This window comes from Bradyrhizobium sp. B025, from assembly GCF_042257955.1.
GTDB lineage: Bacteria > Pseudomonadota > Alphaproteobacteria > Rhizobiales > Xanthobacteraceae > Bradyrhizobium > Bradyrhizobium diazoefficiens.
On sequence record NZ_CP170150.1, the window covers coordinates 5,838,003 to 5,851,869 of the forward strand.

Annotated in this window: 15 protein-coding genes and 1 tRNA gene; 5 read left to right on the plus strand and 11 right to left on the minus strand. The window is 61.7% G+C overall.

Annotated features, from left to right (window positions below):
• Window positions 1-999: 999 nt before the first annotated feature.
• The 4 genes from ACE10W_RS27375 to ACE10W_RS27390 form a co-directional block, all read right to left on the minus strand.
• Window positions 1,000-1,386, minus strand: a complete 387-nt coding sequence (locus ACE10W_RS27375) for a hypothetical protein (protein WP_375762170.1) — start codon at window positions 1,384-1,386, stop codon at window positions 1,000-1,002.
• Between the two features lie 123 nt (window positions 1,387-1,509).
• A complete protein-coding gene (locus ACE10W_RS27380) occupies window positions 1,510-1,791 on the minus strand; it encodes a hypothetical protein (RefSeq protein WP_375762171.1) in 282 nt (93 codons plus the stop codon).
• Complete coding sequence (locus ACE10W_RS27385) at window positions 1,745-4,204, minus strand: hypothetical protein (protein ID WP_375762172.1); 2,460 nt, start codon at window positions 4,202-4,204, stop codon at window positions 1,745-1,747. The genes ACE10W_RS27380 and ACE10W_RS27385 overlap by 47 nt, the downstream gene beginning before the upstream one ends.
• 237 nt (window positions 4,205-4,441) lie before the next feature.
• Window positions 4,442-4,966: a hypothetical protein gene (locus tag ACE10W_RS27390; RefSeq protein WP_375762173.1), complete on the minus strand. Its 525-nt coding sequence runs from the start codon at window positions 4,964-4,966 to the stop codon at window positions 4,442-4,444.
• Between the two features lie 68 nt (window positions 4,967-5,034).
• On the opposite strand from ACE10W_RS27390, the gene ACE10W_RS27395 reads away from it, so the two are divergent.
• From ACE10W_RS27395 to ACE10W_RS27410, 4 genes are all read left to right on the plus strand, one after another.
• Entirely contained in the window at window positions 5,035-6,495 is a 1,461-nt protein-coding gene (locus ACE10W_RS27395) for an AAA family ATPase (RefSeq protein ID WP_375762174.1), read from the plus strand.
• Window positions 6,495-6,776 (plus strand): hypothetical protein, encoded by a 282-nt coding sequence (locus ACE10W_RS27400; RefSeq protein ID WP_375762175.1) that lies wholly within the window; start codon window positions 6,495-6,497, stop codon window positions 6,774-6,776. The genes ACE10W_RS27395 and ACE10W_RS27400 overlap by 1 nt, the downstream gene beginning before the upstream one ends.
• A complete protein-coding gene (locus ACE10W_RS27405; RefSeq protein WP_375762176.1) occupies window positions 6,776-7,072 on the plus strand; it encodes a hypothetical protein in 297 nt (98 codons plus the stop codon). Before ACE10W_RS27400 ends, ACE10W_RS27405 begins: the two co-directional genes overlap by 1 nt.
• A gap of 376 nt (window positions 7,073-7,448) precedes the next feature.
• Entirely contained in the window at window positions 7,449-7,634 is a 186-nt protein-coding gene (locus ACE10W_RS27410; protein ID WP_375762177.1) for a hypothetical protein, read from the plus strand.
• Here the strand turns inward: ACE10W_RS27410 and ACE10W_RS27415 are convergent.
• The 5 genes from ACE10W_RS27415 to ACE10W_RS27435 form a co-directional block, all read right to left on the minus strand.
• A complete protein-coding gene (locus tag ACE10W_RS27415; protein WP_375762178.1) occupies window positions 7,627-7,938 on the minus strand; it encodes a hypothetical protein in 312 nt (103 codons plus the stop codon). The two genes, ACE10W_RS27410 and ACE10W_RS27415, sit on opposite strands and share 8 nt — an antisense overlap.
• A gap of 513 nt (window positions 7,939-8,451) precedes the next feature.
• Window positions 8,452-8,526 (minus strand) — tRNA-Pro (locus ACE10W_RS27420).
• A gap of 161 nt (window positions 8,527-8,687) precedes the next feature.
• Entirely contained in the window at window positions 8,688-9,098 is a 411-nt protein-coding gene (locus tag ACE10W_RS27425) for a transposase (RefSeq protein WP_375762179.1), read from the minus strand.
• 165 nt (window positions 9,099-9,263) lie between these two features.
• Window positions 9,264-9,386, minus strand: coding sequence for an IS3 family transposase (locus ACE10W_RS27430; protein ID WP_375762180.1), 123 nt, complete (start codon window positions 9,384-9,386; stop codon window positions 9,264-9,266).
• The gene (locus ACE10W_RS27435; RefSeq protein ID WP_375762788.1) at window positions 9,352-9,678 is read right to left on the minus strand and encodes a hypothetical protein; all 327 of its coding nucleotides are present in this window, start codon (window positions 9,676-9,678) and stop codon (window positions 9,352-9,354) included. The genes ACE10W_RS27430 and ACE10W_RS27435 overlap by 35 nt, the downstream gene beginning before the upstream one ends.
• Window positions 9,679-10,163: 485 nt before the next feature.
• On the opposite strand from ACE10W_RS27435, the gene ACE10W_RS27440 reads away from it, so the two are divergent.
• Window positions 10,164-10,625: a hypothetical protein gene (locus tag ACE10W_RS27440; RefSeq protein ID WP_375762181.1), complete on the plus strand. Its 462-nt coding sequence runs from the start codon at window positions 10,164-10,166 to the stop codon at window positions 10,623-10,625.
• 75 nt (window positions 10,626-10,700) lie between these two features.
• Here the strand turns inward: ACE10W_RS27440 and ACE10W_RS27445 are convergent, their stop codons facing one another.
• Entirely contained in the window at window positions 10,701-11,483 is a 783-nt protein-coding gene (locus tag ACE10W_RS27445; protein ID WP_375762182.1) for an enoyl-CoA hydratase/isomerase family protein, read from the minus strand.
• Window positions 11,484-11,618: 135 nt separating this feature from the next.
• Complete coding sequence (locus ACE10W_RS27450; protein WP_375762183.1) at window positions 11,619-13,709, minus strand: molybdopterin oxidoreductase family protein; 2,091 nt, start codon at window positions 13,707-13,709, stop codon at window positions 11,619-11,621.
• Window positions 13,710-13,867: the final 158 nt, after the last annotated feature.

The following is a 13,867-nucleotide window of genomic DNA, read 5'->3' on the forward strand; positions in this document are numbered from 1 at the left end:
GATCGATCGTTCGCCGCGTCGTAGTGCTCCGAAACTTCAACACCTTCGTCGGCGTCCTGATCGTCGTCGCGTTAACGAGGGCAAACGGCTCACAAGGGAAGCCGTTGACCGGGTCCAAGGGTTCCTTTGCCCGCTCTACCCCCATCTGCACCGAGTGATGCTGCGGATTAGGGGGGCTCGTACATAGATCGTTTGCGGCGTTTGGACGCTCATGACATTGACCGGCACGCTTGAGGGATAGCCGCACCCGGCAAGACGTTTATGCCTTTTGCCGACTCCATGTCGTGTTCGGCTGGCGCATGCGTTGGAGCGGCAGGCACCCGGCACTGGCGCCGCAGTGGTAACGCCAGGCAATTCGGCGCCGCCAACCGTACCTGTCGAACCAGCCGCAGCGGCCTCGGCGGCCGCTCCGCAAGGACCGCCCGCTCCCTAGCGTTGGTGGCCGCAATTTAGATTAGATCCCGGCGGGCCGCAATTGACTGGCCTTAAGGCCGTTTCACCCATCGAGTTCCATTGGGTGTAGAGTTACAATGGGGACTTCGCGCCCGCGAATGTAGGCGTGATCGGTACGAACAATCGCCGCGTTCGGGCGACGGGAATACTTGGGAGCGGCCAGCCGCGCGTTCGATCATCGACCGCAGGACCGCCATGCAGCCTCGGTGGCTCACTTCTGGATCGGACATGAGAAGATTGATGACCGCCGGGGACCAGATCATCCAGCGCGACTGTCTCGACGTTCGTGGCACGGTTGAGGACCACCGTTCGCAGTGCCCGATCAACCGCCGCCACGCTCGGTTCGCCGCGCTCGAGCCGACGGGCTCGGGATTCGCGAGACCGCTCGGCTGTCGTGAGAGGCTGACGTTTGGCTGACGCGTCCATCCAATCGCTTTATCGGACGCGACAACGATGAGACTGGGCCGATCGTGGCATGTCACGCGGGGCTACCAACGATTACGTTAAAGCGTAACGGGCCGGTCTCTTTACGCTATATCGTAATCGCTACGCGCCGGCCGACCCGCCGGACTCGGAGTGAACCCGCCGGCGGAGGCGTCGGCACACGGCCAGAACCTCGCGCAGCGAATAGCCCTGATCGTGCAGGTCGACGAGCGCCGCGCCTATCACACCGCGCTCTTCAGGGGAAAGTTCCGACAGACGTGCGGAGGCGACCGCTCGCAACAGCGACATCGCGACGGTGACAGCCTCCGGCCGGCGCGCCTCGTCATTCTTCGCGCGCCATCTCGCGGTCCGGCGGCGGCTCTTGGCTCGGACCAACGCCTCTGGCTGTCGAACGCCTTTCCGGCGGCCGAGCACACCGGACCTGAACCAGGTCTCGGCGGTCTCCTGGTCGATCGATTCCACGCTCTGTGTGATAAGTGCTTTGCTCATGCCGCTACGGCTACCACCGCTGTCCGCAAGACCGAAGTGACGATGTTCGTATGCGTGTCGAGAACCGGTCGTCAATCACTCGGACAAAAGCCCGTGCTACAGCGCGAAGCTTCGGGCCACCAATCAATCATCATCGTCCGGGCCGTAGATGAACCCGTCGTCCATAACACCGGAGAACTCGCGTTCACGGCGCTCGTTGTACCGCTCCATCTGAGCGCTGGAGCGTTCCCATGCGTCCCACAGGTCCTCGTGGACATCGAAGTCATCTGCCTCATCGGCACTGACGGTGCGGGGAACATGCGAAACGATCCTGTCTTTCAGGCGCTCCTCGGTGCGCAGGCCTTCCCATGCTGTCGTATCACCATTGTACGATGCCAGCTTGTCGAGTAGCCGCTGCGCGGTCATCCGAGGCTTTCGGATCTTCCTTCTGTCGGTTGCCAACTCGTCGAGGGTCGGCTTCCAGGCTTTTCCACGCGCTCGGATCGCCATCGTAGGAAGCCAGCTTGTCGAGTGTCGGCTGTCCTGACACCCAAGGCTTCGGATCTCCGGTTTGTGTTCCGGCTCCCTCTCGTCGGTTGCCATCTCGTCGACGGTCGGCTTCCAGGCTTTTCCACGCGCTCGGATCGCCATCGTAGGAAGCCAGCTTGTCGAGCGTCGGCTGTCCTGACACCCAAGGCTTTCGGATCTCCGGTTTGTGTTCCGGCTCCCTCTCGTCGGTTGCCATCCCTCCGAGCGTCGGCTTCCAGCCGTTCGACATGGCTGGCCCATCTGCGTTGGGTTGGTTGTCCTGAAGGTGTTCTGGTTCGTTCCAGATATCCTGTTCCCCCTTCCCTACACCCAATTGTGGGTTCGTCGGCGCAGTGGTGGTGGGGGCGTGTTTGACGTCCGAAAGGATAGGTTCGATCCCCAAGGGTTCGTTCTCCGGTGTCGTGCGCGGAGCCTGTTCGGCGGCTCCCAACAACATGATAAATTGGCTCGACAGCTCGTGCTGTGCCTGCTGACGGCATTCGCGGGCATAGCGTGCAACCGTGTTTACGTGCCTGCCTGATGCGTTCGCGATGGCAACGTGGGTGGTCGGCAGCCCGTTCGCCAAAGCGTGCCTGTACGCCCCCAGGATTAGCTCACGCGAGGCGTCGACGCGAACCTCGCAGGTCCGCAGCTGCGAGATCTGCTGGCGCTCACGCACGTTGGCGGTCGGCGGGATGATCTCGGCGCAGGCTCCGCGGTCGATACCGGGGTCGTCGATCTTGTTGGGATCGAAATTCCAGGCAACGAACCGGGCGCGCGTGGTGATCGCCTTGAGGCAGCTTGTTTCCTCAGTGGAATTGCGCGCCTTGATGTCATCTGGAACCAGGCTGGCGGAGATGCGAGCGATCTCTTCTTCGAAGGTGTCGACATCAAAGACGTGCGACCGCGGGTCGTAGGCCGCGTTGCCACCAAGATAGAGCTCGCGCGCGACCTCGAAGACCGCCTTGTAGGCCCACGTCCAGAAGCGCTGGCTGTTCTGGCTGCTCAGTCCCGCGTTGGTCATCGCCTTGATCGACAGCAGGCGAGCCATGGACTCGCGGTCGAGCGTGCAGGACAAGCTCTCGCTCATCTCGCCCAGGTCTGGGAAGTGCGTGCCATTGGCGATCACGTAGTGGCAGTGCGGCGAGACCGGGTTCTTGAAATCACTGGGGTTGGCCATGCCGCCGAAGTCGGCGCCGAGGCCCTCGTGCTCGCCATGCTCGTTGAGGAACACCTCGTCGAGGCAGGCCACGGTCAGGCCGGTGACCACGCGATCGTACAGTATTTTCTGTTTCATACCGCCATCGGCAGCCCAGACGCACTTATCGGCCGGCAGGAGCCAGAGCAAATGCGGATTCAGCACCCAGCCCGGGAAGCGGTCGTCGAAGATCCAGACGACGAAGTGCGGCATGCACGGCAGCTTGCCCTCGTCGACGAGGAACTGGAGCTTGGCGAGCAGGATGTTGATGCTCTGGAAAGGCTTGTCAATGTCGACACGGATGAGCTGCAGCAGGTTCGAGGTGCTGGCATACACGCAGTCGTTGGCCGAGCGCTTGTTCGGGTAGACCCGGCGGTCATCCTTGCGGGGGCCGGTGAGCATGCGGGCACGCGTCTGGGCATTCTTGCGCCGGCGGCCATTCTCGGCCGGGATCGCCTGAATGATGCGCATCAGTAGCGGTTCGGCTTCCTCGTAGGTCTCGCCTTCGTCAGTGATCGTCGTGGCGCCACCAGTCTTATACCCCCTCTGGACGAAGCGGTTCTGGAAGTATTTGCCGCCGATCAGGCCGGCGGTCGCACTACCGGTCCTGAGGGCGATCTCGGCCGAGCCTTCAAACACGTAGCCTTCTTTAACGCGGGACTCTCCAGACTGGGTGGCGTTGTACGATCGCGGGCTCCACGGACAATCCCGGTATAGCGCAGTCTGATGCGCGATGTGGTCGTCCTTGTTGACCAAGTAGACCTGGCGCGGCGTCTTGCTCACCGGCAGATGGTCAATCATGCGCTGCAGGGCCTTCGAGCTCAGCGTACCCGCCTTGGTGCGGGCATCGATCTCGGCGGTCTGTTCCGGGGTGAGCTGGGCGAAGCGCTCTGCGAATGCGCTGCCGCAGGCGGCATAGGCCGCATCAAGCTCGGCGTCGCGCTCGGCCTTCGAGCGGGGCTTTGCCTTCTTGCGACGCTTTAGGCGAGCAGCGTTGCGCGCGGCCGAAACGGCACTTGCCTCAGCGAGATTGCGCTTCTCAGAATCCGGTAGAGCCGATCGACGCGCCGACGCGAGGTCATGCGCTTCAGACAGCGACGTGGCGTCAGCCACGTCAAGATCAATACATTCTGCCCTAGATTTCGCCGCCATTCGAGTCCTTGGTGCGCGGGGTTTTTCGCGCGTGGACTCGAATTAAGGTCGCCTACCTCGGCAAGCCGGAAGCTAAAACTTCAATGATGGCAGCTTGGCGCAGCTTTTCTCCGGAGGCGTCGCTCCGGACGTATGCCCTGTTTTAGCGGGTTTTCTCCGGTGTTGACGGTCCGGGAAACGAAGCTGTGGACAACGCGATCATCGCCCCGTCGGCTTCGCTTTCTTCCGGGGTCTCGTCGGCGCGTACCGACGCCTGGCGGCATCGAGTTCCTCGGGGCTGTCAATTCCGAGCGCGCTCAATTCCAACTCCTCGTTGAACTCCTCATGTTGTCCGCGTTGTTGCCATTCTTTCTCTACTCTTAGGCCTACCTCGAGCGGCTGGGACGGATGCGGAAGCTGATCGAGACGCCTCACCATGCTTCGTGTCCACTTTGCGTTAGGCACCCATCTACCGACCACATCGAGTTGCGCTTGCTCGTGAGTGTTCAAGTAGTCGACCAGGATGCGTTCGACGAACTGGCTCCTGGCCAAGCCGTACTCGCGGCTGCGCTGATCGAGAACACTCATCAGATCCGGGTGCACCCGCTGCGCGAGCCGAGACGTTCGAACATCGGCAGGATCTCCGAATGGCCGACCGAGTTTCTTTTTGATCTCTGCTTCCGTGCCTGCCACGACCGCCCGGCGAAGGTCGCCAAGCACGCCCTTTTGCTTCTTCTTAACCACGGCTGCACCCTCTCATTTCTTCAGCCATATTAATGGTGTACATTAATATCATGTCTAATGACCCAAAAATGAAGGATTGGCTTCGCCTCATTGAGGAAGACCGAGCCGAATGTACACCGCCAAATGGCAAGGATTCGCTTAACAAGTCAACGCCGCCAGCGCTGCTCCCGACCGACGTTTTGGTTCAGAAGGGCTGGCCTCAGGCTGCGGCCTGGGTCTGGAACCGTCTTCAGGGGATCGCGGGCCTCCAGCGTGATGACCTGGCGGCCGACTATTGGAGCGGCGAGAAAGGACGATGCAAGGCCGCGTGCAGCCAGCTCGCCGCGCGCCTCTTCAAGCTTGGCGAGGGAGAGGCGGCGATCTGCGCGCAAATGCTCGCCGTCGACGCTGGCGTTCCGCTTACCTTCGATGCTGTGCTGCCCCAGTTAGCCTATTGCGCTGAGAATATCTGGCCGGCCGCCACTGAGTCCGAGGAGAAGATGATCAAGGCTAAGCTGGCGACTTGGTGGTCTGCCGCAGACGGCGCTTTCGAGGATGACGGTCGCAGCATTTTCCTAATCGCTCACAATGAGTGGGTGGTTGCGGAAATGGAGCGCACTGCGCGCGATCGCATTAGTACGGTGGTCCCGCGCGCAGAACCGGCGGTCGCCAAGGACACGCCTTCGGACGAGCCAGGCCTCGTGGTGATGCCGAAGGCAAAAAGCTCGAAGTTGGCCTCAGCGGTCAAGGAGTACGAGGAGCTTATCGACGCTCGCCTTCCCCTAATCGTGGCCCGCGACCTTCAGCGCGTCCGAAAAGTGCTGCTGAGCGAATATCCGCACGCCACGTCCGCGATCGACCTCGTGTTGCGCGACCTGCGCGAAGGTCAGGCCGTGCACTGGAGGCCAATTCTTCTATCGGGCCCTGCGGGAACGGGTAAAACGCGCCTAGTTCGCCGCATATCCGATCTGTGCGGGCTATCCGTTTACAGGATCGATGGTTCGAGCTCGACCGACGCCGTCGGCTACGCTGGTACCCCAAAGGCTTGGTCGAACACCGTGCCATGCGCGCCAGCGCGAGCGATCTACCAGGCGCGGATTGGCAATCCGCTACTTCTGGTTGAAGAGGCCGACAAGGCCGGGACGTCCCAGCACAACGGACGCCTGGCGAACGCCATTTTGCCGTTCCTCGAGAAGGAGACATCGTCTCGCTACCGCGACGCCTCGCTCGATGCTGAACTCGATCTGAGCTGGGTCAACCATATCGCGACCTCTAATTCGGTGGAGGACCTGCCTGCGCCGCTCAAGGATCGGTTCCGCATTATCAAGGTGCCCTCGCCTCGCCTGATGGACCTTCCGATCCTGGCCGCCAACCTAGTGCGTGAGATCGCATCGGAGGCCGGCGAAGACGCTTTCACCCAGGCGCTCGCAACGGACGAACTCGACGTCATCGCGCGCGCATGGTCGCGAGCCGGCTTCTCTTTAAGAAAGTTGCAAGCGATCGTGTCCGCGACGCTCGAGGCCCGTGATCAGATGGCAGTGAGACACTGATGCTGAGCAATGAAGCGAGAGCGTCGAGCCTAAAATACGATGTCGTGCGCTATCTGCACGGCAAGATGCCGGAAGTGATCGAGCTGAAACAAGCGCCCTTGATCGACGAGTGGCTTGTCCACATCGACGACCGATCGGCAGGGATTGTTGGTCTCGTTGAGGGGAAACGGCATCGGACCACCAAGCTGATTTGGTTGGACCACAACTACAGGTGGGCCCTGACCGAGGACGCGTTCTACTGTCTTGGTAGGCCGAAAAGCAAAATTTCTGAGGACCTGTGATGTTCTTGCGCGAGACCTTTCCGATGATCTCTAATCCTGTTCCGCCCGAAGTCCTGGATCGATTGAGCGAGCGGCTCCAATCTGGCTGGCAACCTCGGCGCGATGAAATCGATATGCGGCTGCCGCAGTTCGAGTTCGCCCGCTGGGCCTTCCTGCCGGACCCAACCGGCCGAACCCTGCGACTGTCTGGCCGCTTGGTGGGGTCCGATCTCGAAGGTTGGACAACGCTGCTCGTGCGATGGATCGATCCTGATCTTCGGTGGGCGCTGTGCTCCGATGCGTTTTATTGGCTCTGAGCCCGCTTTGCTGCTCAACAAACAGGGCTTGGCGGCAGCCGCTTGTCGCAACCTGCCAACATCAGTTCGGTCAGCAGTCCTAAAACATGAGTCTCATCAACTACATACACTTCGAATGTTGGCAGGCTGCGACAGGATGTTCATTGCTCGAAAAGGGACGTCTATTGCTCGCACTACTGCTCAGCCCATGAGCAGTAGACGTTGCTTTAGTCGTCAGAAGTTGAGCTCCAAAAATTTTTCGAGATCAGTCTTTCGCCTTGCAGATCGAGATGCGCATCCTTGCGATTGCCAGTGCCGGTGGCGAACAGGGATAGCTGTCGGCCAGAGTTAGCCGTTCCTCTGTGGGTTACTGGTCCCTCATTTTTTGGATCCGCTGATGCCTGAGGTCCACCGCAAGCTGCAGGTGACGTTCTCGACGATTGAGATCAAGGCGATCCTGGTCGAGAAAGCCAGGGCCCTCGTTCTGTCGCGTCGTGAGCACAAGCACATCGAGCTCGAGATGGTCGAGCACGTCGAAGGCGAGGCAATCGTAACGTTGCTAGTCGGGGACAAGCCTAAGTGAAATCCGGCCAACACCCGTCCTCCTCGTGACGGCCAGTTCGATGCTGGCAGCCATCGGCCAGCAGGTGCGACGCGACCTCTTTCCAGAGCGAGCCCCCGTCGTAGCGCCGCAGCGCCTCCTCGCGCGCGATTTCGACGACGCGAAAACATTTCAGGCATTCGACGCGCAACACCGAGGCTTTGATCTCGGCGAGGGTCCTGCGGGCAAGCGGGAGACGGGTCTCGGCGCGCGGATCCGATAGCACCGCCGCCCACCACGCTTCCTCATCATCGACTTGCACGCGCTGCCGCTGCGCCTCTGCCAACCTTCTAGCGGTCTCTTCAGCCTTAACCTGTTTGGCTGTCGGAAACCTCCACTCCGCACATCGTCGCCCGGCCATGACCACTCCACGGTTGACGATAGAACAAATAGAGAACAGAATGGCTCGACGTCAACGGGGGTTGAGATGTTAGAGAGTGCGAAAGAAGACGAACAACCTCCGGACACTGCCGCGGAGTTGGACGCTGCTGTTGAGCACGCGATCGAGGCTTGTGGCGGCGACTTGCTGGCGACAATAAGGGCGCTGATCGTGGCCACCAGCATGCTCGAGGAGGAGTTGGCGGACGTTTATGCGCGAGCCTCGCACGCTACCTGAGAGGTCGACGCGCGAAGACGTCGAAGCCCACGAAGGGCAGCAAAGCTTGAAAAGCTTCCCATCACTGAGCACGATCGCACGGCTCTTTGAGGAGCAAAAATCGCGCTTCAGGGATTCCTTCCCCCTGCCTTCCCCCAGCGGATTTCTTCGCCTACGGGTCGATTGCTAAGTGCTTGAAAAAACTGGTCGGGGCAGCTGGATTCGAACCAACGACCTGCAGTACCCAAAACTGCAGGCAATCCTATCCACGATGCTCCATGGCCGCGATCGGATGGCCATGACGCAACTGACCCTGGAAGATCGCGCGCCAAGGCAGCAGCGTGCTGCGTGATGTTGTCCTTCAGGTGATCAAGGCCGTAAGGCTCGAGGATAACGGAGCCCTTCGGCTGGGGGCTGCTGCGCAGCAGCCCCGCAACTTGCTAAATTTGCTTCGAACTCGGCAGGGGACCGGTGGGCCAACGCCGAGCGTAGCCGTTGACCATTGTACAACTCCTCGACGAAAGCGCCGATCGCATTTTGGCATACTGCGCGTCTCGGCAGGTCTGGCCGTTCACCTCCTCTTGCTTGAGGGTCTTCATGAGGCTCTCCGCCTTCGCATTGTCGTAGGGGTTGCCGACCCGGCTCATGCTGGGCGCAATGTCGTGCTGCTGGGGGAGTTCGGTGCAGTCGCCGCAGGCATATTGGATGCCGCGATCAGAATGGTGGATCAGGCTGCCGGGCCTCGGCTGGCGCGCCGCCAGCGCCATGGAGAGCGGCGCGACCGCCAGACGCGCCACCAGATGCGTGTCCAAAGCCCGGCCGACCACGCGGCGGCTGAAGGCATCGAGCACGATGGCCAGATAGTGAACTCCTCCTGCAGGCGGATGTAGGTCCGGCGCCCCAGAGCTGGTCGAGGCCGTCAGGCACCATGCCGCGGGCCAGGTTCAGCACCACGCGCCAGGGGTGGCGCGCTAACAGGCTCGAATGGCCGCTGCCGCAAACACAGCAGATTATCCCTACTGCATCAAGCGGAGCACGCGTTTGTGGTTCGCCACAAAGCTCTCGCGGCGCAACTGTGCAATGATCCGCCGATAGCCGCAATGCCTATGGCAAGCGCCAGCCGCTGGATCGCGTCCCACGCGCCAGTCTCTTCCGCACGTCGGGCGGAAGCCGCCCAATGTCGGTAATAACGGCGCGGCTGACGCCGGCCAGTTGGCACATCCGTTCGACCGTCAGTTCACCTTGCCGCCGGGCCACCGTCATCGCCTGGATGACCGCGCAGACCCCGTTACGCCAGGCCCGGTGCTCGGCCGGCGTGCTTCCTTGATCCGCCACAAGGCTTGCCGGAAAAATCCACTTCAACCTGCGGCTGGCCGTCTTGCACTCGCGTTCGGCAATGCACTCCGGCGCACCAATCGGCAGACGCAACACCGCGCGCCCGCTCCTTCAGGTTCGGAGCAACGGCATCGCTTTTGCTTGGCCGATCGGCCGCAGCGCCCCGGCGACGCGCAAGAGATCGCCCATGCGTGGAGGTCCTTACGCAGCACATTCAGCTCCTGCGACAGAGCCCTTATGCATTCACTCGGCAGAATACGACGGACCGCATAAAGCTTGAATTCTCAGCTGAAAGCACGGGGAGATTTCTTGGGCATACGTTCTCCTCTAGAGAACTGTCTCAAATTTCCCGCGTCTCACGTTTGGGTACACTCCACAGGGCTCCAGGCCGCCGTCCCCGTTTTCAACAGCTGGGCACCGGAGGCCTCCGGACGAGCCAGACAGTCCGCGGTTGATGTTGTGCGAGACGGCATTCAAATTTGGAGCGCTAAGCAGATGTTACCGGCAATCGCCGGACATCATCGGAGAGTCGAGAGTCTTTTCCAGACAGCTCGACCGGCCCCAACATAGTGGAAATGAAGATGAAGATCAAAGTTGGTAAACAAGAGACGAAAGCAGAGCTCACTCGCGCGCTGGAAGCGGTGAACGGCCGAGCAATCAGCTTTACGATCACCAGTGAAACGGACGTTGCAGCCGCGGCGGTTCGTGCCGAGAAATATCTGGAAAAGTACGACATCCCCAGCCGTGACCGCCCTGGCGCGAAGCTTATTTTTCGGCCGGCAGGGCCGGCGGTAAACGCCTATCGCTTCCGGGCAATTTCGACCGAGATTGAGCTCACTCGTGGTGGCTCAGGCTGGTACTTGACTGGTGCTAAGCGCACCTCAGTATATCCGCGTGCAGGCGAGCGTTTCCTGGTTGCGATCACCGATAAGGCTTTGCGCAACGTCATCAAGCGTGTCCTGCTGGCATTCGGCAGCCATACTTTACCGCCTGCTGGCCCCGCGGGGGCGGCTAAGCTGCTCGAACTGAAAGATCACCTCTGAGGTCGAATCAGTGGGCGAGCCACGCAATCCGCTTCGTCTTATCTTCTACAGCTCGATCGGACTCGGGTTGGAAAGCTACTTCCCTGTCCAAGCAGGCTTGCGCTTTTCGGCGAACGCTTTCAACCCCTCCTTGGCGTCCTCGGTCATCGCGAGCAGCGCGATCTGGCTTTCGGTGTAGGCGATGCTCTCGTCGAACGACATCGCGGCGATGGCGCGCATGGCGTATTTGCCGCGGCGGATCGCGGTCGGGGACTTGTCGACGATGCGGCCGATCAGCCAGTCGACCTTGGCGTCGAGCTCGGCCGTGGGCACCACATAATTGAGGAGTCCCGCAGCCTGCGCGGCCTTCGCATCGAACGGTTCGCCCGTAAGCGCCCATTCGTTGACGAGCCGCCGCGGCGCGATCCTCTGCAACAGGCTCAGCACCTGCATCGGGAACACGCCGACCTTCACCTCGGGCAAGCCGAAGATGACGTGATCGGCCGCAATCGCCATGTCGGTCATGCAGAGCAGGCCCATGCCGCCGGCAATGCAGACGCCACTGAGGCGCGCAATCGCCGGCTTGGTCGCGTTCTGCGACAGGCGCAGCAGATCGGCATAGTCGACATTTGGCTTGGAATGATCCATCGCGAACGCCGCGCCGGAATTCTGCAAGTCCGCGCCCGCGCAGAACGCTTTGTCGCCCGCGCCCGTCAGCACGATGACGCGGACGTCCTTGTCCTCATGCGCGTCGCGATAGCCTTTGCTGATGCCGGCGATCACGTCGCCGTTCAGCGCGTTGCGCTTCTCCGGCCGGTTGATGGTGATCCAGAACGCCTGCCCGCGCTTCTCGGTGATGACGGCTGTGGTGTCGGTCATGGCACGCTCGCTTCCTTGCTCCCGTTTGCCGCCATTTGCGGCAGCTCGGGCGAGAGGTGCAAGCGCAAACTGCGGCGCGGCGCCGCTTTAGCGCCTCGACGCAATTTGCAGGGCGATCGAAGCGCGAGGCGCGCCTCAGGCCGCGGTCGCTTTCCTGATCCAGACCTTGTTGTCGTGGAAGGCAGCCCCGCCGATCGGCGCGATCGTATCCGCGCCGGTCAGCATGTTGATGCCGCGGCCACCGATATGGTTCTTGTTGGGATGAACGGACTCCGCGATCAGCACGCCGCGTCGCACGCCCTCGAACAGCGTCGCAGTCAGCGTGGTTTCCCCGCGAGCATTGCCGAGCGTGACGGCATCGCCATCGGCGATATCGAGCGCGGCGGCATCGAGCGGATGGATCATCACGCTCGCCTTGCCTTCGCGGGCCTGCGAGGACGGCGTCTCGTTGAAGGTCGTGTTGAGGAAGCTGCGTGAGGGGCTGGTGGCAAGCCGGAACGGATGGGCCTGGTCGGCATGCTCGATCACCGCCCAATGGTCCGGCAGATCAGGCATCTTGTCGAAATCGCCCATCGTCACGCCGAACGGCGGGTGCGCCCAATCCGCCCTGAAGTGGAATTTCTTGTCGGCATGGGCAAAGCCGTCGAGATAATGCGAGGTGCGGAAGTCCGGTTGCAGGTCGCGCCAGACATCCGCTTCGAGAGCACCGATGTCGCCGTGGTTGCTCAGCTTCAGCGTCGCGTCGATCAATTCGCGCGGCGCCATCTCGAAGCCCCGATGTTTTGCGCCAAGCCGCGGCGCCAGCGCCTGCAAGACCTCATGATTGGAGCGGCATTCGCCGGGCGGATCGATCAGCTTCGGCCCGACCGAGATGTGCTGGTGGCCGCCGCCGTAATAGAGATCGTCGTGCTCCATGAACATGGTCGCCGGCAGCACGATGTCGGCCATCTCAGCCGTCTCGGTCATGAACTGCTCGTGGACCGCGACGAACAGATCCTCGCGCGCAAAGCCCTGCCGAACCAGCGCCTGCTCCGGCGCCACCGTCATCGGATTGGTGTTCTGGATCAGCATCGCCTTGACCGGTCCCTTGCCGCGCAGGGCCTCGGCGTCACCGGTGAGGATGCGGCCGATCTTGGACTGGTCGAGCGCGCGAACGCTGTGGTCGACCGCATCGTGGGCTTCGATGATGGATTCGTTGAAGTGCCACAGCGCGTAATTGTTGAAGAAGGCGCCGCCGCCTTCATATTGCCAGGCGCCGGTCACCGCGGGAATGCAATTCGCCGCGTGCATCTGCACGGCGCCGTTGCGGCTGCGCGTAAAGCCGTAGCCATAGCGGAAGAACGTCCGCTTGGTCTCGCCGACCGCTTTCGCAAAAGCCTCGATCTCCGCAACCGGCACGCCGCAAATCGCGGACGCCCATTCCGGTGTGCGCGTCTTCAGATGCGCCTCGAGCTCGGCCGGGCAATCGGTGTACTTGTCCATGTAGGCGCGGTCGGCATAGCCGTCGCGGAACAGGACATGCATGACGCCGCAGGCGAAGGCGCCGTCGGTGCCCGGACGCAGGATGATCTTGATATCAGCCTGCTTCATGGTCTCGTTGTCGTAGATGTCGACCGCCGCAATCTTCGCGCCGCGCTCCTTGCGGGCACGCGAGGCGTGCGTCATCACGTTGACCTGGGTGTTGACGGGATTGGTGCCCCAGATCACCACAAGGTCGGACAGCGCCATCTCGCGCGGGTCGACACCGGCGATCTTGCCCGTGCCGATCGCAAATCCGATGCGTCCGACATTGGCGCAGATGGTCTGGTAGAAGCGCGAATATTTCTTCACATGCGTCAGGCGGTTGAGCCCGTCGCGCATCACAAGGCCCATCGTGCCGGCATAGTAATAGGGCCAGACCGATTCCGCGCCGAACTCGCGCTCCACCTGATTGAACCGATGCCCGATCTCGTCGAGCGCCTCGTCCCACGAGATCCGCGCAAACTGACCCGAGCCCTTCGCGCCCGTTCGACGCAGCGGATACATCAGCCGTTCGGGGTGATGGATGCGCTCGGCATAGCGGGCGACCTTGGCGCAGACGACGCCGGCCGTATAGGTCTGCTTTTTCGAACCGCGGACGCGGCCGATACTGCGGCCCTCGACCACCTCGACGTCGAGGGCACAGGCCGAGGGGCAATCATGTGGACAGGTCGAATGGCGGATTTCGATCTTGGCGTGCTGGTTCATGTCCCAGTTCGTAACACCAAAATACCTGTCAGCCGAGGGCATTTATCCGGCAGTGCCCATGCGATTTGCTCAAACCGCGCGCGCCGGCGGTTCCTGCCGCAAGCGCGAAATGCGGCCCAGTTACGCCGAAAAACGCCCGATATTCCCGGTCAGATCGG

What these genes read in the sequence shown, in the direction of transcription:
- ACE10W_RS27375 (WP_375762170.1), bottom strand. Translation starts at nt 1,386, where the DNA reads ATGAGCAAAGCACTTATCACACAGAGCGTGGAATCGATCGACCAGGAG.
- ACE10W_RS27380 (WP_375762171.1), bottom strand. Translation starts at nt 1,791, where the DNA reads ATGACCGCGCAGCGGCTACTCGACAAGCTGGCATCGTACAATGGTGAT.
- ACE10W_RS27395 (WP_375762174.1), top strand. Translation starts at nt 5,035, where the DNA reads ATGAAGGATTGGCTTCGCCTCATTGAGGAAGACCGAGCCGAATGTACA.
- ACE10W_RS27400 (WP_375762175.1), top strand. Translation starts at nt 6,495, where the DNA reads ATGCTGAGCAATGAAGCGAGAGCGTCGAGCCTAAAATACGATGTCGTG.
- ACE10W_RS27405 (WP_375762176.1), top strand. Translation starts at nt 6,776, where the DNA reads ATGTTCTTGCGCGAGACCTTTCCGATGATCTCTAATCCTGTTCCGCCC.
- ACE10W_RS27410 (WP_375762177.1), top strand. Translation starts at nt 7,449, where the DNA reads ATGCCTGAGGTCCACCGCAAGCTGCAGGTGACGTTCTCGACGATTGAG.
- ACE10W_RS27440 (WP_375762181.1), top strand. Translation starts at nt 10,164, where the DNA reads ATGAAGATCAAAGTTGGTAAACAAGAGACGAAAGCAGAGCTCACTCGC.
- ACE10W_RS27445 (WP_375762182.1), bottom strand. Translation starts at nt 11,483, where the DNA reads ATGACCGACACCACAGCCGTCATCACCGAGAAGCGCGGGCAGGCGTTC.
- ACE10W_RS27450 (WP_375762183.1), bottom strand. Translation starts at nt 13,709, where the DNA reads ATGAACCAGCACGCCAAGATCGAAATCCGCCATTCGACCTGTCCACAT.